Here is a 21,704-nt window from a genome sequence, read left to right on the forward strand (position 1 = left end):
AAACAACAATATAAAGCTTTTATTGACGAAGAAAATTGTATTGGCTGTGGTAAATGTATTCGCGTTTGCCCAACCGATGCTATTGTCGGCAGCAAACAAGTATTACACACCGTATTACCGCAGTTATGTACTTCGTGCAGTAATTGCATCAATACGTGCCCAACAGACTGTATTACATTAAGTACATTAGGTATAGCATTAAGTGAAAATGAAGAGTTACGACTGACTGAGAAAAAGCAACAACGCTTAAATTACAATCAACTTGTACCACCTACGATACTATTTCCACACACAATGCCTGTAAATCACAGCAGTCAAACTAGCCCAAGCGATCGCAAACAATCGATTGCTGATGCGATTGCTAGAGTCAAAGCCAAAAAAAACCTCGCTAAATAGCGAGGTTTTTTATTCAGTTATTATATCCTATCTTTCAGATTAATAACAAAGATTAGTCTTTATTACTGCTTCTAAACGCACGTTTACGATCATTCTCAGTTAGATGACGTTTACGTAAACGGATAGATAATGGTGTTACTTCCACTAATTCGTCATCATCAATAAATTCTAATGCTTGTTCTAACGACATTTTAACTGGCGGTGAAAGTGTGGTTGCTTCATCAGTACCTGATGCACGCATATTAGTCAATTTTTTACCCGTTAAACAGTTAACGGTTAAATCATTTGAACGAGTATGAATACCAATAATTTGACCTTCATAAACTTCAGCACCATGACCTAGGAATAATTTACCACGATCTTGTAAGCTATAAAGTGCATAAGCTAATGCTTTACCCGTACCATTTGAAATCATAACCCCATTAATGCGTTGACCAATTTCACCCGGTCGTACATCGTCATAATGACTAAATGTAGAATATAGCAAACCAGTACCCGATGTCATGGTCATAAACTCCGTTCTAAAACCGATAAGACCACGACTTGGAATGACATAATCCAAACGCACTCGACCTTTACCATCTGGTAACATATTAGTCAGATCACCTTTACGTAAACCAAGCGCTTCCATCACAGAACCTTGATGTTGTTCTTCAATATCAAGGGTTACTTGTTCAAATGGTTCTTGTCTTTTACCGTCGATTTCTTTGAAGATAACTTTAGGACGAGAAACCCCAAGTTCATAACCTTCACGACGCATATTTTCAATTAATACCGATAAGTGTAATTCTCCGCGACCAGAGACTCTAAATGCATCAGGATCAGGCGTTTCTTCAACTCGAAGTGCCACATTATGTACAAGTTCTTTCTTCAAACGTTCAAGAATTTGGCGAGAAGTCACAAATTTACCTTCTTTACCTGCAAACGGTGAACTATTAACATTAAAGAACATAGTAACAGTTGGTTCATCAACAGTTAATGCTGGTAATGCTTCAATGCAGCTGTTATCACAAATCGTATCAGAAATACCTAATTCACCAAGGCCAGTTAACGCAATTATATCACCGGCTTCGGCAACTTCTGCTTCATAACGTTGTAAACCTAAATGACCTAAGACTTGCCCTACTTTACCAGTACGTTTATTACCTTCACTATCAACAATCGTCACTTGTTGATTTGGTTTTACGCGACCTCGTTTGATTCGACCGATACCAATAACCCCAACATAATTATTATAATCAAGTTGAGAAATTTGCATTTGGAATGGCCCATCTAAATCCACTTTTGGAGGCTCAACATGTTTAATGATAGCTTCAAATAATGGTGTCATATCTTCAGCCATATTTTCATGATCTAAACCAGCGATACCCATTAATGCAGAAGCATAAACAATAGGGAAATCGAGCTGCTCGTCAGTTGCACCTAAGTTTACAAACAGATCAAATACTTGATCAACAACCCAATCTGGACGCGCACCTGGACGGTCAACTTTATTAATTACTACAATTGGTTTTAAACCATAAGCAAACGCTTTTTGTGTGACAAAACGAGTTTGTGGCATTGGTCCATCCATAGCATCGACTAACAATAACACCGAGTCAACCATCGACATAACACGCTCAACTTCACCACCAAAATCAGCATGACCTGGGGTATCGACAATATTTATACGATAATCATTCCAGTCAATCGCTGTATTTTTGGCTAAAATGGTAATACCACGCTCTTTTTCAAGCGCATTAGAGTCCATTATACGTTCATTGTCGTCACCACGCAGATTATCTAGCGTACCTGATTGTTTTAACAATTTATCAACCAAAGTTGTTTTACCATGGTCAACGTGCGCAATAATGGCAATATTTCTTAAATTTTCAATCACAATTAAAATCCCAATTAGGAGATAGATTCTTTAGGCGCGATATTGTACACCTTTTTAGCCCAAATGTTGATCTATATCACAAAGTTTATTTAAAAGAACGTCATTACTTGATAACATTACAAAAATATTAATCTATTTTGACAAGAAGTTTAGGGTTATCTATACGTTTGAGTATAAAATTGTGTTGCAAACTGATCAACTTTAGCCCAATCGGTATACTCAATGATAGGTTTTGTCACGTCTGTATCACCCTTACCTAGCCACATAATAAAACGAATCATATTACGATCAAACCAATTGTATTTGGGATAATAAAGTGCGCCAGCAAAAACGGCTTTAATTGTTGGTTTCCATGCGATTTTAGCTAAGAATTTTCTCGTGTACAAATTGGTTTCAGGGGTATTTTTATGCGGCTTTCTGGCCACAACATTCACACCAAAAAAACCCGATTTAATTTTATTTAATTGCTGATAATTATCATCAATAAATTTTTTCATTACTTTATTGTAAAATCCATAACGAATAGAACATCCTAACAAAACTGCTTGATATTTTGTAAGATCGATATTCATCGTTGGTAAAAGCTCAATGACATCACAATCACATTTACCCGCGAGTTGATTTTCGATACGCTGCATAATTTTAAATGTTTGCTTTTCGTAAGTAGTATAGAGTAATAAAACTTTCATTTTTAAATTTCCTATTAAAGGGTTTATACCTGCAACTTTTTAATTCATTTAGTCGTAATTAACTGACTATAGGATAGCAAGCGAAACCTATTATATATAAACGTTAAAGATTAATCAGTACTTTATATTTACTTAAATCATCATATCTAATCAGAATGGCTAACTTAATTTTGTTGAATGGATTTTCTTTTTTTGGTTAAAAAGTAGATTATAGTTTTGAACGGTTGCCCACTGATCTATGCATTGAAATTATCGGCTATTTGAATCATAACTAAACCTTTGTGGCAAATCATAATAGCTTTTTTGACATTTCTATATCACATTGATGAAATCTGAATGGAAACAGGACTAATTACCTTTTTATTACTCATCGAAACATTGCCTCTATTTATTATAGAATTTGAAACATCGACTTAAGTCTTGAATCTATATTGAAAATATTTTTTAGAACACAATTTTCATAATTAAAAGAGATAATCATTAAAGTAGATGTAACTTTTTTTATGATAAAAATTAATAAATTGTGGATGATTTACTAAAAAACTTTGATTATAGTATTATACTAATTTAACCTGATCGGAAATGAATATGGCAATTTCACCCCCAAAACTTAGTGCAATTATTTTGGCGGCAGGAAAAGGCACACGGATGTATTCCAACCTTCCTAAAGTTTTACATAAAATCGGTAACAAACCGATGCTTCAACATGTAATTGATACAGTTAAACAACTTAATACCAATCGCATCAATGTTGTTTATGGTCATGGTAAACAACAGCTTAAAAATGCGTTTAAAGATCAACCTGTACAATGGGTTTATCAAGCTCAACAGCTTGGTACTGGACATGCAGTACAACAAGCTATTGCCTATATTGAAGATGACGAAGACATCTTAATTTTATATGGCGATACCCCACTTATATCAATACCAACCTTACAAAATTTAATTGCCAGTAAACCCAAACAAGGTATTGCGTTATTGACTGTTGTACTTGATGACCCTACCGGTTATGGGCGTATTGAGCGGAAAAATGGCAAAGTCGTTGCGATTATAGAGGAAAAAGATGCTTCATCAGAGCAGCAAAAAATCAATGAAGTCAATACTGGGATTATGTTAGTAACGGGCAAACTATTAAAAAATTGGCTAACGCGATTAACCAATAATAATGCACAAAAAGAGTATTATTTGACTGATATCATTGCTTTTGCTAATCAAGATGGTTACGAAATTCTCACCTCTCATCCAATAAAGCAATTCGAAGTTGAAGGTGTGAATAATCGATTACAGTTAGCGATATTAGAACGACACTATCAACATCAACAAATACAAAATCTATTACTTTCAGGTGTAACCCTACTTGATCCAAACCGTTTTGATTTACGTGGCACTCTTACCCATGGTAAAGATGTCGTAATTGATAGTAATGTCATTATTGAAGGTGATGTAACACTCGGTAATAACGTTACTATTGGCGCAGGGTGTATCTTAAAAAATTGCCGTATTGATGATGATTCCGTTATCAGCCCATACAGCATAATTGAAAATTCAACCATTGCTAAGCAATGTACAATTGGACCTTTTGCACGATTAAGACCAGGTTCAGAACTTGACGAACAAGTACACGTTGGTAACTTTGTTGAACTTAAAAAAGCGCATTTAGGCAAAGCAACCAAAGCTGGACACTTAAGCTATCTTGGCGATAGCCAAATCGGTAGCAATGTCAACATTGGTGCAGGCACGATTACCTGTAATTATGATGGTGCCAATAAATTGACAACCATCATTGAAGATGATGTATTTGTAGGCTCAGATACCCAACTCATTGCCCCAGTTAAAGTTGGTAAAGGTGCAACCATCGCTGCAGGTACTACTGTCACCAATAATGTTAATGATAACGAATTAGTAGTAAGCCGAGTAAAACAAAAGCAATTTGCTGGTTGGAAACGTCCAACTAAATTAAACAACGAGGAATAGACTATGTGTGGAATTGTTGGTGGTGTGGCCAAACGTGATGTTGCTGATATATTACTAGAAGGTTTAAAACGATTAGAATATCGCGGTTATGATTCTGCTGGGCTTGCCATTATATCGCCACAAGGCGAATTACAACGCGTTCGTCGCGTTGGCAAAGTTCAAGCCCTAAAAGATGCCGTCGATGCGCACCCACTCAAAGGTTCAACTGGTATTGCCCACACACGCTGGGCAACACATGGTGAACCGGCTGAACATAATGCCCACCCACATGTTTCCGGATTTATTAGTGTGGTGCACAACGGTATTATTGAAAACTTTGAACCATTACGAGAACAGCTCATTGCTAAAGGTTACCAGTTCCGTTCCGAAACCGATACTGAAGTTATTGCTCATCTAATTCATGACATCATTGCAACTGAAGATTGCTCATTATTTGATGCTGTCCAAAAAGCGATACCACAGCTACGTGGGGCTTATGGCACTGTGATAATGGATACTCGTAACCCTGATATATTAGTCGCTGCACGTTCGGGCAGCCCCTTAGTGATTGGTTGTGGTATGAGTGAAAATTTTATTGCCTCAGATCAACTTGCATTATTACCAGTCACACGTCAATTTATCTTTTTAGAAGAAGGTGATATTGCCCTTATTGGCCACAGCGCGATTACAATCATAGATAAAAATTATCAACATGTTACCCGTCCACGTATTGAATCCGATGCCAGATATGACGCTGGGAGCAAAGCAGGACACAACCACTATATGCAAAAAGAGATCTACGAACAACCTAATGCTATAAAAAATACGCTTGAAGGTCGTATGGCACATGGAAGAGTAGATTTATCTGAACTAGGGGAGCGTGCCGAAAATATTTTAAAACAAGTTGAACATATTCAAATCGTGGCATGTGGTACTGCTTATAATGCTGGTATGGTTGCTCGTTATTGGTTTGAAGCTTTAGCCGGTATTGCTTGCGATGTCGAAATAGCGTCAGAATTTCGCTATCGTAAACCAGCACGTCGAAAAAACAGCTTATTTATCACGTTATCGCAATCAGGTGAAACTGCAGACACTTTAGCCGCACTAAGGCTAGCAAAAGAAATCGACTACCTAAGTACACTCGCAGTGTGTAATGTAGCAGCATCAACCCTTGTTCGTGAAGCAGAATTAGTACTATTAACTAAAGCTGGGGTAGAAATAGGTGTTGCGTCCACAAAAGCATTTACTACTCAATTAACGGTATTGCTGTTATTAGTTGCCAAATTGGGGCGACTCAATGACATGGCAGAAAGCACAGAACAAGCCATTGTTCACGCATTACAAACCTTACCAAATCGTATTGAACAGGTATTAATGTGTGAACCACAAATTAAAAAACTCGCCAGTCAATTTGTTGATAAGCATCACGCTCTATTCTTAGGGCGAGGCGATGAATACCCAATTGCTATGGAAGCATCATTAAAACTAAAAGAAATCTCATACATTCATGCTGAAGCTTACGCTGCTGGTGAACTCAAGCATGGTCCTTTAGCATTAATTGATGCAGACATGCCGGTAATAGTTATGGCACCAACTAACGAAATGTTGGAAAAATTAAAGTCCAATATTGAAGAAGTCCGTGCTCGTGGTGGTCAACTTTATGTATTTGCTGAGCAAGATGCCGGTTTTGTCAGCGACGACACCATGCATATTATTAATTTACCCCATATTGAACAGCTTACCGCACCAATCTACTACACTGTACCAACTCAATTACTGGCTTACCATGTGGCATTAATCAAAGGCACAGATGTCGACCAACCCAGGAATCTAGCAAAGTCGGTAACAGTCGAGTAAAACCAAACCCATAATTATTAAGACCATAAGGGTCAATTATTATGGGTAAAGATCAATAAAAATCAGACAAGCATCACAAACCATTGGCATAAAATTTATGCCAAACATCCTTCCAAGCATTTAACCATTTTGCAAGTGTGAACCACATCACATAATCAGAAAATACCCTGTTTTTTGAAGTGTGATAAGGGTCACATTTACTCATTATTCCAGATGAATATTATGAATAAATCCCTATAAAATAAAAGCATAATAATTATATTCATCAATAAGGAAAGATGCATTTTATGACAACATTAAATATTAAATTAAAAGTCCAAAACTTTGGGCGATTCTTAAGTAATATGGTGATGCCTAATATCGGGGCTTTTATTGCTTGGGGATTTATAACGGCAATTTTTATTCCAACGGGCTGGTATCCTAATGAAAATGTTGCCAAACTCGTTGGTCCAATGATCACTTATTTATTGCCACTGCTCATTGGCTATAGTGGCGGTAAATTAGTTCATGGAGAACGAGGAGGTGTCGTTGCAGCCGTAACAACTATGGGTGTGGTTGTTGGAGCATCCATTCCAATGTTCTTAGGGGCTATGATTGTAGGTCCATTAAGTGGCTGGGTGATTAAACAATTTGATAAGACCATAGACGGTAAAATCAAAAGTGGCTTTGAAATGTTAGTCAATAATTTTTCAGCCGGTATTATTGGTATGCTCCTTGCTTTATTATCATTCTTTGCCATTGGACCTTCAGTAGTTGTCGCATCTAAGGTACTTGCAAGCGGTGTTGACTTTATGGTGCAACATAATTTATTACCACTCACTTCTATTATTGTTGAACCAGCAAAAATCTTATTTTTAAATAATGCAATTAACCATGGTATATTTTCACCACTTGGTATTCAACAAGCAGCCGAACATACACAATCAATATTCTTTCTAATTGAAGCTAATCCTGGACCAGGTTTGGGATTATTACTTGCTTATATGCTTTTTGGTAAAGGCGCGGCAAAAGGTTCAGCAAGTGGTGCTGCAATCATTCACTTCTTTGGTGGTATTCATGAAATTTATTTCCCATATGTGTTAATGAATCCTCGCTTAATTATTGCCATGATTTTAGGTGGGATGACAGGTGTATTTACACTTACCCTTTTTAATTCAGGCTTAAGTTCCCCCGCTTCACCAGGTTCAATTATTGCCCTATTAGCAGTAACGCCTAAAGATTCAATGCTTGGTGTGATTACCTCAGTCCTAGCCGCAACGACAGTATCATTCTTAGTATCAATCGTATTATTAAAAACAACTAAAAATATCGATAAAAGCTTTGAAGATGCAAAATCAGATGTCATAGCGATGAAGGATGAATACAAAGCTTTAAAAACTGAAACATTTAATCTTGATAATGTGAAAAAAATTGTTGTAGCTTGCGATGCAGGGATGGGATCGAGTGCAATGGGTGCAGGTGTACTTCGCAAAAAAATACAAGATGCTAATTTAGACATTTGTGTTATTAATCTTGCCATCAACAATCTAACCTCCGATACCGATATCGTTATTACTCATAGAGATTTAACTCAACGAGCAAAACAATATGCACCCAATGCACATCACATCTCATTAACTAATTTCTTAAACAGTGATTTATATAGCCAACTTGTAAACGAATTGATTGTTGCACAAGGTGTTAGCAATATTAATCGTAGTAATATTGAAACATCAACGCATAATATCCAACCATTATTTCAATTCACAGAAAAGGACATCTTTTTAGGTTTAACCGCTCAAAACAAAGAAGAAGCAATCCGTTTTGCAGGGCAAAAATTAATGGATAACGGCTATGTTAAATCCGCTTACATTGAAGCAATGCTAGAGCGTGAACGGCTAACTTCAACTTATCTTGGCCAATCCATTGCTGTACCTCATGGCACAATTGAAGCCAAAGATAGTGTCATCAATACCGGTATCGTCTTTTGTCAATATCCAGCTGGAATAGAATTTGGTGAAGAAGCGAATGACAAAGCCAAAATCGTTATTGGCATCGCTGCACGCAATAACGAACATTTAGATGTCATAGCCAAATTAACTAACGCGCTGGACGATCCAAACCTTATTGCCAAACTATCCAATACCTCTCGTTTTGATGAAGTGTTAGCAATATTAAGTTAAGTATGACATCACAATGACTTCCTTCACTTTACTTAAGGAAAGTTGTTAAACCAATTATATTAAATACAAATTAAAGGTAAAAAATGCAAGCATTACATTTTGGCGCTGGCAATATTGGGCGCGGATTTATCGGTAAATTATTATCAGACGCAGGTATTCATGTAACATTTGTCGATGTTAACCAACAAGTGATTGACGAAATTGCCAAACGTCATCAGTACCCTGTTAATGTGGTGGGCGAGCAATCAACCACTGAAATTGTTCACAATGTTGACGCGATTAATAGCTCATCGTCCGAAGTGATTGACTATATTGGAACAGTCGATTTAGTAACCACCGCAGTGGGTCCACAGATTTTAGCTCGGATTGCTGAAGATATGGCAAAAGGATTGATTGCAAGATATCAACAAACCAACAACGCACCACTTAATATCATTGCTTGTGAAAACATGGTACGAGGAACCAGCCAATTAAAACAAGAAGTATTTAAATACATACCTTATGAACTCCACTCATGGATGAACAGTCATATTGGCTTTGTTGATTCAGCCGTTGACCGCATCGTACCACCAGCAACATCTAAAATAGGCGATATTTTAGAAGTCACAGTTGAAACATTTTCGGAATGGATTGTTGATAAAAATCAATTTATTGGCGATATCCCATCAATCAAAGGTATGGAGCCAGTCGATAATTTAATGGCATTTGTCGAACGTAAATTATTTACTTTAAATACAGGTCATGCCATCACCGCTTATTTAGGATTTTACAATAATATTGCAACCATCCGTGATGCTATTTTAGTTAATAGCATTCGCACAGTTGTACAAGGAGCAATGCAGGAAAGCGGTCAAGTACTGATAAAACGTTACAATTTTGACCCTGCTAAACACCAAACCTATATTGAAAAGATCCTTACGCGCTTTGAAAATCCATATCTCCAAGACGATACAGCTCGCGTTGGTCGTCAACCCATTCGTAAATTAGGGTCTAACGATCGATTAGTTAAACCGCTACTTGGCACATTTGAATATGAACTAAGCAATAACAACTTGCTCATCGGTATTGCAGCAGCACTTAATTATTACAATGTTGATGACCATCAAGCTATTGACTTAAATAAACAAATCGTTGAAAAAGGCTTAATTCAAACATTTTGTGATATTTCAGGTATCGAAATCAATAATCCTATTGTTTGTCAAATTGAACAACTTTATACTTCCATGCAACATCATCAATACTAAATGAATAATGCTAGAATCAACATTAGCAGAAAACACAATACTTGAAAAACTCAACCAGCAAGCTGACATACACAGCTTGCTGGCGGAGGCGATAAAAATGATCAATAGCATTATTAGTCAATTGCTTATAAAGTCCTTTCGTAAAGAACCTCACGCTATAAAATTTGTCATACCTTCACTCATTGATAAAAATGGTCCGCTCAATGATACATCTATCTGTTTAAAATTACTTTATGTGTTTGGAATCATAACGCACGAAGAGTATGAAGATGTCGAGCTATTAATTGCCATATTAGACGAACTTGATCATGACGATAAAAAATACACTTACCTCGACGATGAAATATTAGGTCCGATTAGTCTATTACATGATATGGTACTGCCATCAAATTGGGATTCACAACATCAAAAAGCCAAGGATTCTGGTATTGTCGATACATTAAAGTCATCCATCTATCAAAATCGATATCAACAAATGATACGCTCAGCACTGATTATCGCTATTACGGATCTGACGGTACGTATGATTAATAAACAAAATATTCACTGCATCCCTTAAAGAGAGAAAATTCATCTTTAAAACAGTTGGTTAATAAAAAACCAAGGACTCATCGAAAAACAAAAACTGGTCTTAATCAAGATCACATAAAGGGAGAACTATTATAAACATGGTTCCTTACCAATGGCATTAATTTTGAAACAATTTACCTACACATTCAATCCTTCTATTAAATCATAACAAACTAAGTTAAGTATGGCTCTCAGTTTGGCAAAAAAACTGTAATAGTTTCTATCTATTGACACAACAAAAATTTTCAATTTCAGGGTGATTTATATTTCATTATGCTATTCAAATTTTGTCGGTGACAGACAAATCATTTACTTTTTTATAGTCTCCTCCTTTTGAATTAAGATTCGTACATTCGGGGTTGAATGTAAGTTTGAATTTCTAATGAAACGGTATAGACTCCTAAATATTTTTTACAAAATTTACTGTTTTCATACTCAAAAATCATCAAGATCCAAAAAGGATTATCCTTTATTTCCCACAATAAAAATAACTCGCTATAATGCATTCAATTTTATTGTTAAGTGGATTATGCATGAAAACACTATTTGCCAGCACGTCGCGCGGGCTTGAAGAGTTATTAAAAAAAGAGTTAGAAGAGTTAGGTTCGGTCGATTGTAAAATCGCCCAGGGTGGTGTTTTTTTTGACGCGGATGAAAAAACACTATATCAATCATTATTATGGTCTCGTTTGGCATCGCGTATTTTATTGCCCATTGCGGAGTTTGATATTTACAGTGATTTAGATCTTTATTCGTGTGTATTTAATCTTAAATGGCCAGATATTTTTGCAGTTGATAACTCCTTTGTCATTAATTTTGTTGGTGTCAACGATTTTATTCGTAATAGCCAATATGGCGCACTCAAAATTAAAGATGCAATTGTTGATCACTTTTCTCGTCATTCTAACGAGCGTCCTAATATCGCTAAGCAAGATCCAGATATTCGTATTCATGCTTATTTAAATAAGAACCGTGTAACACTGTCATTAGATTTGAGTGGCAGTAATTTGCATCAACGTGGTTATCGTCAGCAAACTGGGCAGGCTCCATTAAAAGAAAACTTAGCGGCAGCAATCATTATGCGATCAGGATGGCAGATAGACACGCCATTAATCGATCCAATGTGTGGTTCGGGAACACTATTGATCGAAGCGGCAATGATCGCTGCAAAAATTCCACCAGGTTTATTGAGAAAACAGTGGGGATTTTTCGCCTGGAAAGGTTTTAATGCAAAACTTTGGAATGAACTCTTATTTGCTGCTAAACATAATATTAGTAAACCAAATACACCATTTATCGGTTACGACAATAATGCCGTTGTTTTAGAGCGAGCAAAACAAAATGCCATTCAAGCTGGAGTAGGCGATTTGATTACCTATGCACTGCAAGATGTAACGCAGTTAACCAATCCACTCCCTGATGATGTAATGGGTATGATAATCAGTAACCCTCCTTATGGCGAAAGATTAGAAAGTGAACCTGCTCTTGTTGCATTGCATACAGCGCTTGGTCGTCAAATTAAACAATATTTTGGTGGCTGGCGACTTTCTTTATTTAGTGCTGCGCCACAATTATTAGACTGTTTACAAATGCGTGCCGAAAGACAATTTAAAGCGAAGAATGGTCCATTAGATTGCGTACAAAAAAATTATACAATTGCGCAACGTTCTACCGAACAAGTCAGTACCCCCATATTGCCAGCCGCTGATTTTGCTAATCGTTTACGAAAAAATAAGCAGAAGCTTGAAAAGTGGGCTGCACAAGAACAGCTAGAATGTTATCGCCTTTATGATGCCGATTTACCTGAATACAATGTAGCTATCGATCGTTATAAAGATAAAATAATAGTACAGGAATATGCAGCACCTAAAAATATTGAACCACAAAAAACTCGGCAACGACTGTTTGATATTATCAACGCCACAATGTCAGTGCTAGAACTTACTGCCGATCAGTTAGTTTTAAAAACTCGTGAAAAGCAAAAAGGCAAACAGCAATATCAAAAGTTGAGCCAAAAACAGGATTATTTTTTAGTGCATGAATATGCCATTAATAAACACAAAACTCAATTTTGGGTAAATGTGACTGATTATTTAGATACTGGGCTGTTTTTAGATCATCGTTTAGCACGCAAAATGATTGGTGAGATGAGTTCTGGTAAAGATTTTTTAAATCTGTTTGCTTATACTGGTAGTGCAACTGTTTATGCTGGACTAGGTGGCGCTAAATCAACAACGACAGTTGATATGTCACGTACTTATTTACAATGGGCCGATCGTAATTTGAAACAAAATGGTTTAACTGGTCGACAGCACCGCTTAATTCAAGCTGATTGCTTATTGTATTTAGAACAAAGTGATGGTCAATTCGATCTAATTTTCATTGATCCGCCTACATTTTCGAATTCAAAAAGGATGAGTGATACTTTTGATGTACAACGTGATCACTTAAAAATAATGACACATCTAAAACGGTTATTAAGACCAAATGGAATCATTGTGTTTTCAAACAATAAACGTGGTTTTAAAATGGATAATACTGGTATGCAAAACCTTGGATTGACTTATCAAGAGATCACCAATAAAACATTATCTTTGGACTTTAAACGTAATAAGCAAATTCACTGCTGTTTTATTGTCCAACATCAAAAATAAAATATCACTGAAAATGAAAAAATTTTGACGTAATTCTCCTTAAAATAAATCAGTATAGATCTTTTTAAGGAGAATTGTTTTAATTTAAACTCTTTTTGAAAAATTAAACAAATAAATTCAATGGTAAAAATAAATTGAGTATTACTCGTTTATTTTACCTTTAGTAATGAAAATATTTATAAGAATTCAACCATTATTCGAACAACATCTAAAGCAATTTTTTAATACTTAATCATTTATAAGAGAGAATTAATTGAATTCTAATTACGTTATACTAAAAACTTATTTACAGATTACAACAATCATCAAGGATGATAAATTAGTAAAGAGAATAAATATTTAGAACTTTTATGAATATCGTTATTGATTTTTTATTTCACGAATACGAATACTACTGGTTACTTCACGCCATATGACCATTAACTGATCTTCACTATAGGCTTTACGGCTATCAAGTGGGACAATATAGTACATTTCAACCAATAAGTTGGGATTTTTATTATCAGGCTCTTCCATATTAATGCCTAAATTAAAGATATAACTCTCTTTTTTAAATTCATCGAGGTTTTCATCGTTAAAATCCTTACTTTTAACAATTATTTCCTCTAAATGCAGATTGTGACTCTCACGTGTCCCTTTATAAATTTTTTGCCCTTCACCCTGAATAATAAAATAGTCAGGAATATCAAATAACGAATAACCTCCAGCATAATTATTAAATGTAATACGAAAATAAAAATCATCCCTATCTTCATAACGATAAATGAAATCGATTTCTTTTGGTTTGTCATCATCGCCTTGCATAAAGCCATTTGTAAAACAAAAACCGGGTTCGTTTGGAACAGTAAAATCATCACGAACACGAATGCGTTCAAACAATTTTCGCATTTGCACTATCTTTTCCGGCACATCGTTATTATGGATATCTGGATATTTTTTTCTATCCTCATCATACCGACTGGCCGAACCATTGGTAGCTTCCATTTCAATTTTGAAGGTAACTTCGTCCTGCCAACGATAACCTTCTAAAATTCGGGCTACATCAGGAACTCCCTCACTCTGCATCCGTTCAAAAATAAGACCTTCTATTTCAGCACTATTTGCAACTGACAAAGGGTAGATTGCTTTTAAAAATTTACCATCAATAGGATCGTCTGGTTGAGTGTTTTTTAACTCTTGTTCTCGTCGGGCTAGCATCTGTTTAAAAGGGGGAAAATATTGCTGATTGGTTGCGATATTAATGCCTTGATTATAATCATATTTGAATGAATTTTCTTTGGATGATTTAAATTGTTTTGGTAAATCAATTAAATAGGTTCCTAAGCAACGGGTAGCCGTATCAGTAAGTAGCTCATCGACCTGTTGTTGTTGTTCAGTTGATAAAGTTGCCATATGTATATCCTTGCTAAAAAATTGGTAACTAAAGAGGGTAATCACGAATAAAATAACAATTAAAAAAAAATGTTTTTTATTAAGTTTTAAGTTATGGATCATTATATAACCTTCTGAATAATATCGACTATTGCACGCAAAGCAAACTCTTGACCGATTGCATTTTGATACGCAGGTTCATGTTCAACGGGTATATGCATACGAGCTTGAATCTGATTAAGTGGAATTTCACCAGAACTTTGTGGTACGGTACCATCGCCATTGCTATCGGCTTTTTTTAATATGTATTCTTCCGCAATATTGCCTCTTTTTTCCGAAACGGTTTGGGTTCCCCAAAAAAAATGATAATCGCGTTTAACCTCTTTCCAATCATTAAAGCTTGCTTTAAGAGTTCTGATTTCAGTTATCTCGTTTAAATCTAATCGATTATTAGCACCAATATGATTCATTGCTGGTCGTTTTTCCTCTTTTTGATACCCTTTAATAACCTTACCTTGCCAATGTACAGTTTGATAGGTAAAAAACTGTTTACGCATTTTATTTCTGTTATTTTCTATTCCGAAAAACACATAGGTATTGGGATGATATTTATTAGCGATCTTTTCATGAAAAGGTTTAACATCTCTATAAATTAACTTTTTATAGTTTTGCCAATCAATTCGCATTGTAGCTAAATCATGCTTTGAATTTAATGGATTAATTAAATGCGGTTCACAAACGCACCACCAGTGATCTTTATTTAAATAAATATCATCATAAGGATTCTTTTGAGGAAACGAGTATGATTTTCCGTTAGGAGCAGTAATGATTAACCATTTTGATACATATTTTTCGCTAGGTAACAATTGTAATGGACCAGGAGCTTGAGCACATACAGCCGTCATTTCTGCAGCATCTTTCCCTAAAACATTTGCAGTAGCCCAATTTATCATAGTACTACTACCATAAGCTTCACTTCCTCGTTTCATGCGGGTATAAGCGGCAGCAGCTCCCGTCGAAGGTTGTACACCGTTAATCACACCGTATACTTTTTCACGCCCACCCAGAACTTCAGTATAATAACGCGCAACCAATCCGCCCATAGAATGGGTAATTAAAATCACTTTATCGCAAGTTCTGCCTCGTTTTTTATAAAATCTTGGGATTGTCTCTTCAACTAGGATTTTAAGTCTTTTTGCACTTTTTTCATTAGATTCTAGCCAGTTATAACCCATCGCATAAAGAGGGAAATCATAATCTTTAAAGATCTGAATCTGATCATTATTAAACGTTAACTTTGCTTTTGATCCTTTTTCTAACTCAAAAGGTAAAGCTTTAATCAGACTTTTTACTTTACTGGATAATTGTCCATTTGGTTGAAATAAGTATGATTGAAAGGTTTCTAAAAACTTGCCATAACTCTTATAACCAACGCTTCCCCATCCTCTTGCTCGACGAACACCAAAGAGCCGATTTTCAGGATGGTTATTGATTGCTTGCTTTATTTTTTGATTTCTTATTACTGTTTCGTCATAAATTTTATTAACCTGATATTTGCTATACTTAGCAATATCTTTGATGTATTGTTTTTTTATATTCGAAATTTCCTTTTCTGCTGCATCAATAACAGTTCCACGGTAATCTACCTCTGTTTTTTCAGGATCAAGTTCTTTTTTTCTTGCTTTGGCTCCACCAACACCCCAAAGTGCCCAACCAGCTACTGAAGCCGAACTATCTAAACGCCAAACTTTTTTCGTATTTGAATCCTTACCGTTTGTAGATTTTACCTTTAAATTACTTCCCATTACGCCAGGCAAAAAAATAATAGGTATAACTTTACGCTCTTTTTCAATATGAATTTTTTCCATTTTCTTATTTGAACGTGGTACTGTGTGAAATACGGCACTTTGGGGATCATTATTTTTGTCCATTCTATTTCCTTATTCCTTTATTGGTTACATCATTTTTTGATAAGTGATTAGTTATAAAGTCACTTATCCAATAACTAGGATCGTTACAACTGACTTAGCATAATTTTACTGCTGACTTGTAAATCCCTAACACAGTGAAAAACTATCATTAAATCTGCGTACCTCACGCTTCACTCGACAATGTGCTTGATCTTCGCTCTCTACGACAATAATAAATTCAGTGATTAATCCGTACAAATTGCTTATTTTTACAACATGACCAAATGAGCTGATTTTTGTCACTACTAGTGGAAATTGGTTAAGAGGAAGAGTCAGAAAGATGGCTTGGATATGGAAGGATGCAATTGAAATTTGCTTATCTTTGCAGGTCAAATCCATCTGATATTGCCAAAGTGCATTTGACCACGCTTGACCTTTAATTGATACGACAAAAATACCGGATAACCCGTCGAGCTTATCAACTGAAAACAGATAGTTAGTGTATGATAAGTGTCCGGTAAGCGAAGCTAAGCTATCGTCCAGTTTCTCCATTATGCCCATACAACAATCCTTCATTTGCAAAATGCTATATTGATCTTCATAAAAAACAAGGATACATATAGATGATAATCTGTATTATATAATAATAATTATTTCTTTTTCGTGAGTCAATTAATCTGTTCGTTATGCCAAATAATGACTAAGTCGAGTAATAAATCTGGTTTTCTATTTTATCGATACCAATATTAAGAATTATGCATAAATACATCTAAGAACAATGTGTCATTAATAAAATGAATATTCATAACATGTACAACCTATAATAGATCGCATTGTTATCGATTTGAGTATTCACAAAGATCCTCTGATTACAAATTATTTACGAGGAGTTATTCGCTCCTCGCTATAGATTTAAACAATACAACTCTAAACTAACGAACGACCAAAACTGAGGTTTGCGCGCTACGAACTACACCTGCTGCATTTGATCCTAATAAATGAGTGGTAATATTAGGGCGGCGAGATCCCAGTATAATTAAATCGGGTTTTAGTTCTTCCGCAATATGAAGAATTTCATCCCTTGGGTTACCAAACGCGATAGAAAACGACAATTTTTCTTGCGGTAAATTAACCGAAGCCATTAATTTATTTAACCACTGTTCAGTTTTTACTGTCGCTTTATCTTTAAATTCATCAAATCCAAATGAGTAAGCATTCACAATTGCTGACGCGACAGGTAAAGTATGAAAGAAAATCACCTCAGCATTTGATAATTTTGCTAAACATTCAACATGTGGGATGACTTTTTGGGTCAACTCATCTTCAAGCACATCAATTGGTACTAAAATTTTGTTGTACATAAAACTTTCCCCCTTGATAAAAAACCGGATAAAAGATCATTAACAATATGGTTTAATTGTTCTGTATTTTGATAATCGTGATTTTGATTACTAGGATACGCAATTTGGATTCATTTTTTTATTTTAATAGTTAAGTTAGTTGATGCTCACTATAATATCCTAAATCCAATTTAGAAAAATGAAACTTTTTTTTGCTCATTTCATGACGGAGATCACCATGAGTAATATCATTTACCGTTCTGACATCAAACCAGAACTCGAACAAGCTATTGAGCTTTATCGTCACTGTTCACTAGGTGAACGCCGACCACTTGCAGATTCAACACGATTTCAAGCTATGTTAAATAATGCTAATTTAGTTATAACCGCGTGGCATAATGATAAATTAATTGGTATTGCCCGTTGTTTAACAGATTTTGTCTATATAACTTATTTAGCTGATCTCGCTGTGGATGAGAATTATCAAAAACAAGGTATTGGAAAACAATTGATTAAAGAAGTAAAAAACAATACTCATGAGGGATGCTCAATCACTTTACTAGCAGCACCAAATGCAGTTGATTATTATGAACATATCGGATTTAATGCCCATCCTTCAGCTTGGATTTTAAGAGACTAATCAATATGAGAATCATTTTAGCATCAACATCACTATCACGTAAAAAAGTACTTGAAAAATTCGCTATACCTTTTGAATGTGTCCCACCAATTTGTGACGAAACGCCACTTTCTGGAGAGTCTGCCGAGCAATTAGTGGTACGTTTAGCGAATCTGAAAGCGCAATCCTTAGTCGACATATATCCAAATAGTTTAATTATTGGCTCAGATCAGGTGGGGGTTTTGGAAGATAAAATTGTTTGCAAACCACATACGGTTGAAAATGCTCGTAAACAACTTGCCAATAGCAGTGGCAAAACAGTCTATTTTTATACCGGTATGACAGTTATTAATACTCGTTCGGGTCAATCAACAACTATTTGCGAGCCATTCAAAGTCACTTTTCGTCAGTTAAGTTGTGCAGAAATTGAGGCTTATATCGCAAAAGAGATGCCCTTACAATGTGCAGGTAGTTTTAAATGTGATGAGCTCGGTATAACGCTGTTTGAGAAATTAGAAGGTGATGATATTAATTCTTTAGTCGGATTACCGCTGTTAAAACTTAATAAAATAATGATTGACATGGATTGTAATCCATTATTTCTTTAATAAGTGATGCAAACTCAATAAGTCAGTGTTCACTTAATATTAGGTGAGTGAACATTGACTTATTTATCAATCAACCGTCCTGCCGATAGGTTCATAATATTTTGGCTATAACTTGCCACATCATTATCATGAGTAACAATCAATAAAGTGGTACCTTGTTGATTAATTTCTTTTAGCAGTTGCATAATATCGTTAGAACTTTCCTCATCAAGATCACTGGTTGGTTCATCGGCAATGAGAATTTGTGGCTGGCAAATTAGTGCTCTCAATATCGCAATACGACGCATTTCACCGCCCGACATATTTGCTGGATACACATCTTGCAAATAACTGACTTTGGCTTTTTCCAATAATTTCTGTGCATAACTTAAGCTATTCTGGTTGGAACGCTTAGTTAAATAAAAGGGTAAGCGAATATTATCTATTGCAGTGAGATTAGAAAGTAAACTGCTGCCTTGAGGAATATAACCAATATGCTGATTACGAAACGCCGATACTTGTTGATCATCTAATTCAAATAGATTTACATCATTGAAGGTTACTTTTCCTTGTGTTGGTGTTAATAAACCCGCAATAATATTCAGAAGCGTGGTTTTACCACTACCGGATTTCCCCATAATGCAATTAAAATCGCCTTGTTTCATGCTAAAACTGATATTATTTACTGCTGCAAAAGTTTGCTGAGCACGTTGATAATCTTTACGCAAATTTTTAACATGCAGTTCCATTATTCCCCCTCTCTGAGCGTACTATAAGTATCAAATTTTGTCATAGATAAAGCCGAATAGATACTTGATAATGGACCAATAATTACAGTTAATGCAAATACTCCTACGGCATAGCCTATCGCATCAATAACAGAAAGATTAATGCATGGCAAACCAATGGTTTGGCAGATTAATAAACTAAATGCATATAATAATACGCCTGCTAATAAAATTCCCATTAAGCCACCTAACGCACTAATAATTAAAGATTCACGCAACAACATTTTTACCAAATCTCGACGTGACGCGCCTAAGATACGTAATAAACTGATTTCTCGCTTGCGCTCATTTAAACTTGACGAGAAAATTACAAAAATAATCACTATTGCTAATACCCAAAAAATTACCGATAAACTATATACTACTGTCGAAAAGCCATTTAACCATTTGGAAATCTTACTTAACATACCTTTAGTTATAACAAAATCGAGTTTATAGTCGATAGCATATTTTGGCATAATTTGATTCACAATATCTCTAGGCTGAAAATCGGGAGCAACTTTGATAAAAATTGAAGAAGCATAATCCGCAAAATGATCCACATCGCCTTGTACTAATCCGGCTTCTTTCATTAAGGTATGTGCCGCTTGCATCGTCATGAATACCGAAGTATCAAAGCCCATACCAGTACTGTCCATTTTAGCTGCTATTTTAAATGGATGATTGAAAAACATAACTTCATCGCCAATATTTGAGCTAATTTTCGATCCAACCACTATTTGATTATCAGTAAGAGGCTCAGCTAGTTGCGATTGTAACCAAGGTTTGATCACAAAATCACTTTGCTGATCAAAGCCAATTAGTTGCACTTTTGCAGTACAACAACCTGCGCTGAGAGAAGCGATAAATAACTGAGGTGATATTGCTTGTATTCCTTTTATGTTCTTGATTTTATCAACTAAATCAACCTTTAAATAAAAGCTACTTGGTTCACCACGTAATAAGGCTATTTCTAGATTTTTTTCGTAACCATAAGGAACAACCAAAATATCAGCGCCAAGGCGATCTGCCATACCTGAAATTCCCAAACTGAGGTTTTTCATAATGACACTGCCACCAAAAAGTGTGGCAGAAAACAACACAACAATGATAATTAAACAACAACTGCGAAATGGCCGCCGTTGAATGTTTCGCCACGCCAAATTAGCCAAAGTAATGGGTTGTTCTTGCATGTTTTTATCCTGTTTCCTAACAAAGATGGAGCATATCTAAAAAATGCTTCGTCTGGCTGCTTTATTTAGATAGAAAATATTAACAAGTGATACAATAAATAATAACACGGACAATAATACTAGCGCTGGTTTAGCGCCCATATTACAACGCATCATCTCGTTACTGCATACGCCAATTAAAATGGTTGGAATAGCCGCAGCAAATAACGAAATACAGGCGACCGCCATACTCAATCCCATTCGCAGAAAAATTTTACGACAAAATAGCATCAAGATGCCAATTGCAATAATCATACTCCCCACGCCAATCTCAGCTCTACCTGTCCAAAAGCATTTCATAATTTTTCCAACTCCCGCATGCACATGCTCTGCTTGACCATGCATGGTTGCAGTGGGTAGGTTAACTGTTTCTGGTGGGCAAACGGGTAAAATATACAGAGGAAATAAAATAAATAATATGCCAATAATGATATAAACTAATGATGAAACAATACGATTTTGCATAATTTAAAA

The 21,704-nt window shown here is 35.5% G+C and carries 17 protein-coding genes and 1 pseudogene; 9 read left to right on the forward strand and 9 right to left on the reverse strand.

Annotation, left to right across the window (positions count from 1 at the left end):
• Positions 1–3: 3 nt before the first annotated feature.
• Positions 4–180: pseudogene (locus J3U13_RS11450) on the forward strand (RnfABCDGE type electron transport complex subunit B); the annotation flags it as partial.
• A 268-nt stretch (positions 181–448) separates the two neighbouring features.
• Here J3U13_RS11450 and typA read toward each other — a convergent pair.
• A complete protein-coding gene (gene typA, locus J3U13_RS01995) occupies positions 449–2,275 on the reverse strand; it encodes a translational GTPase TypA (RefSeq protein ID WP_324123778.1) in 1,827 nt (608 codons plus the stop codon).
• 155 nt (positions 2,276–2,430) lie between these two features.
• On the reverse strand, positions 2,431–2,964 hold the full coding sequence (gene hemG / locus J3U13_RS02000) for a menaquinone-dependent protoporphyrinogen IX dehydrogenase (RefSeq protein ID WP_267339789.1): 534 nt from the start codon (positions 2,962–2,964) through the stop codon (positions 2,431–2,433).
• Between the two features lie 588 nt (positions 2,965–3,552).
• On the opposite strand from hemG, the gene glmU reads away from it, so the two are divergent.
• The 6 genes from glmU to rlmKL all read left to right on the forward strand — a co-directional run bounded on the left by glmU (position 3,553) and on the right by rlmKL (position 13,404).
• Positions 3,553–4,938 (forward strand): bifunctional UDP-N-acetylglucosamine diphosphorylase/glucosamine-1-phosphate N-acetyltransferase GlmU, encoded by a 1,386-nt coding sequence (glmU, locus tag J3U13_RS02005; RefSeq protein ID WP_267339791.1) that lies wholly within the window; start codon positions 3,553–3,555, stop codon positions 4,936–4,938.
• Positions 4,939–4,941: 3 nt separating this feature from the next.
• The gene (gene glmS / locus J3U13_RS02010) at positions 4,942–6,774 is read left to right on the forward strand and encodes a glutamine--fructose-6-phosphate transaminase (isomerizing) (protein WP_267339792.1); all 1,833 of its coding nucleotides are present in this window, start codon (positions 4,942–4,944) and stop codon (positions 6,772–6,774) included.
• A gap of 287 nt (positions 6,775–7,061) precedes the next feature.
• Positions 7,062–8,936 carry a PTS mannitol transporter subunit IICBA gene (locus tag J3U13_RS02015; protein ID WP_267339793.1) on the forward strand — a complete coding sequence of 625 codons (1,875 nt, stop codon included), beginning with the start codon at positions 7,062–7,064 and terminating at the stop codon, positions 8,934–8,936.
• Positions 8,937–9,019: 83 nt separating this feature from the next.
• The gene (locus J3U13_RS02020) at positions 9,020–10,180 is read left to right on the forward strand and encodes a mannitol-1-phosphate 5-dehydrogenase (RefSeq protein ID WP_267339795.1); all 1,161 of its coding nucleotides are present in this window, start codon (positions 9,020–9,022) and stop codon (positions 10,178–10,180) included.
• 7 nt (positions 10,181–10,187) lie between these two features.
• Entirely contained in the window at positions 10,188–10,739 is a 552-nt protein-coding gene (locus J3U13_RS02025; protein WP_267339797.1) for an MltR family transcriptional regulator, read from the forward strand.
• Between the two features lie 544 nt (positions 10,740–11,283).
• The gene (rlmKL, locus tag J3U13_RS02030) at positions 11,284–13,404 is read left to right on the forward strand and encodes a bifunctional 23S rRNA (guanine(2069)-N(7))-methyltransferase RlmK/23S rRNA (guanine(2445)-N(2))-methyltransferase RlmL (RefSeq protein WP_267339798.1); all 2,121 of its coding nucleotides are present in this window, start codon (positions 11,284–11,286) and stop codon (positions 13,402–13,404) included.
• A gap of 360 nt (positions 13,405–13,764) precedes the next feature.
• Here rlmKL and J3U13_RS02035 read toward each other — a convergent pair whose 3' ends face one another.
• The 4 genes from J3U13_RS02035 to J3U13_RS02050 form a co-directional block, all read right to left on the reverse strand.
• The gene (locus J3U13_RS02035) at positions 13,765–14,796 is read right to left on the reverse strand and encodes a T6SS immunity protein Tli4 family protein (RefSeq protein WP_267339800.1); all 1,032 of its coding nucleotides are present in this window, start codon (positions 14,794–14,796) and stop codon (positions 13,765–13,767) included.
• A 101-nt stretch (positions 14,797–14,897) separates the two neighbouring features.
• Positions 14,898–16,706 carry a lipase family alpha/beta hydrolase gene (locus J3U13_RS02040; protein ID WP_267339802.1) on the reverse strand — a complete coding sequence of 603 codons (1,809 nt, stop codon included), beginning with the start codon at positions 16,704–16,706 and terminating at the stop codon, positions 14,898–14,900.
• 126 nt (positions 16,707–16,832) lie between these two features.
• Positions 16,833–17,246 carry a hypothetical protein gene (locus tag J3U13_RS02045; RefSeq protein ID WP_267339803.1) on the reverse strand — a complete coding sequence of 138 codons (414 nt, stop codon included), beginning with the start codon at positions 17,244–17,246 and terminating at the stop codon, positions 16,833–16,835.
• 371 nt (positions 17,247–17,617) lie between these two features.
• Positions 17,618–18,046, reverse strand: coding sequence for a universal stress protein (locus J3U13_RS02050; RefSeq protein ID WP_267339804.1), 429 nt, complete (start codon positions 18,044–18,046; stop codon positions 17,618–17,620).
• Positions 18,047–18,263: 217 nt separating this feature from the next.
• Between J3U13_RS02050 and J3U13_RS02055 the strand changes: the two genes are divergently transcribed.
• The gene (locus J3U13_RS02055) at positions 18,264–18,665 is read left to right on the forward strand and encodes a GNAT family N-acetyltransferase (protein ID WP_267339805.1); all 402 of its coding nucleotides are present in this window, start codon (positions 18,264–18,266) and stop codon (positions 18,663–18,665) included.
• A gap of 5 nt (positions 18,666–18,670) precedes the next feature.
• Positions 18,671–19,252, forward strand: coding sequence for a Maf family protein (locus tag J3U13_RS02060; protein ID WP_267339806.1), 582 nt, complete (start codon positions 18,671–18,673; stop codon positions 19,250–19,252).
• A 59-nt stretch (positions 19,253–19,311) separates the two neighbouring features.
• On the opposite strand, the gene J3U13_RS02065 is transcribed toward J3U13_RS02060, so the two are convergent.
• From J3U13_RS02065 to J3U13_RS02075, 3 genes are read right to left on the reverse strand one after another with little or no spacing between them, the layout of a single operon-like run.
• Complete coding sequence (locus J3U13_RS02065) at positions 19,312–19,980, reverse strand: ABC transporter ATP-binding protein (RefSeq protein ID WP_267339807.1); 669 nt, start codon at positions 19,978–19,980, stop codon at positions 19,312–19,314.
• Positions 19,980–21,191, reverse strand: a complete 1,212-nt coding sequence (locus J3U13_RS02070; RefSeq protein WP_267339809.1) for an ABC transporter permease — start codon at positions 21,189–21,191, stop codon at positions 19,980–19,982. The genes J3U13_RS02065 and J3U13_RS02070 overlap by 1 nt, the downstream gene beginning before the upstream one ends.
• A gap of 36 nt (positions 21,192–21,227) precedes the next feature.
• On the reverse strand, positions 21,228–21,695 hold the full coding sequence (locus J3U13_RS02075) for a DUF4418 family protein (RefSeq protein ID WP_267339811.1): 468 nt from the start codon (positions 21,693–21,695) through the stop codon (positions 21,228–21,230).
• Between the last annotated feature and the right edge of the window lie 9 nt (positions 21,696–21,704).

This window comes from Gilliamella sp. B2887 (assembly GCF_026537015.1).
In the GTDB taxonomy this organism is placed as follows: domain Bacteria; phylum Pseudomonadota; class Gammaproteobacteria; order Enterobacterales; family Orbaceae; genus Gilliamella.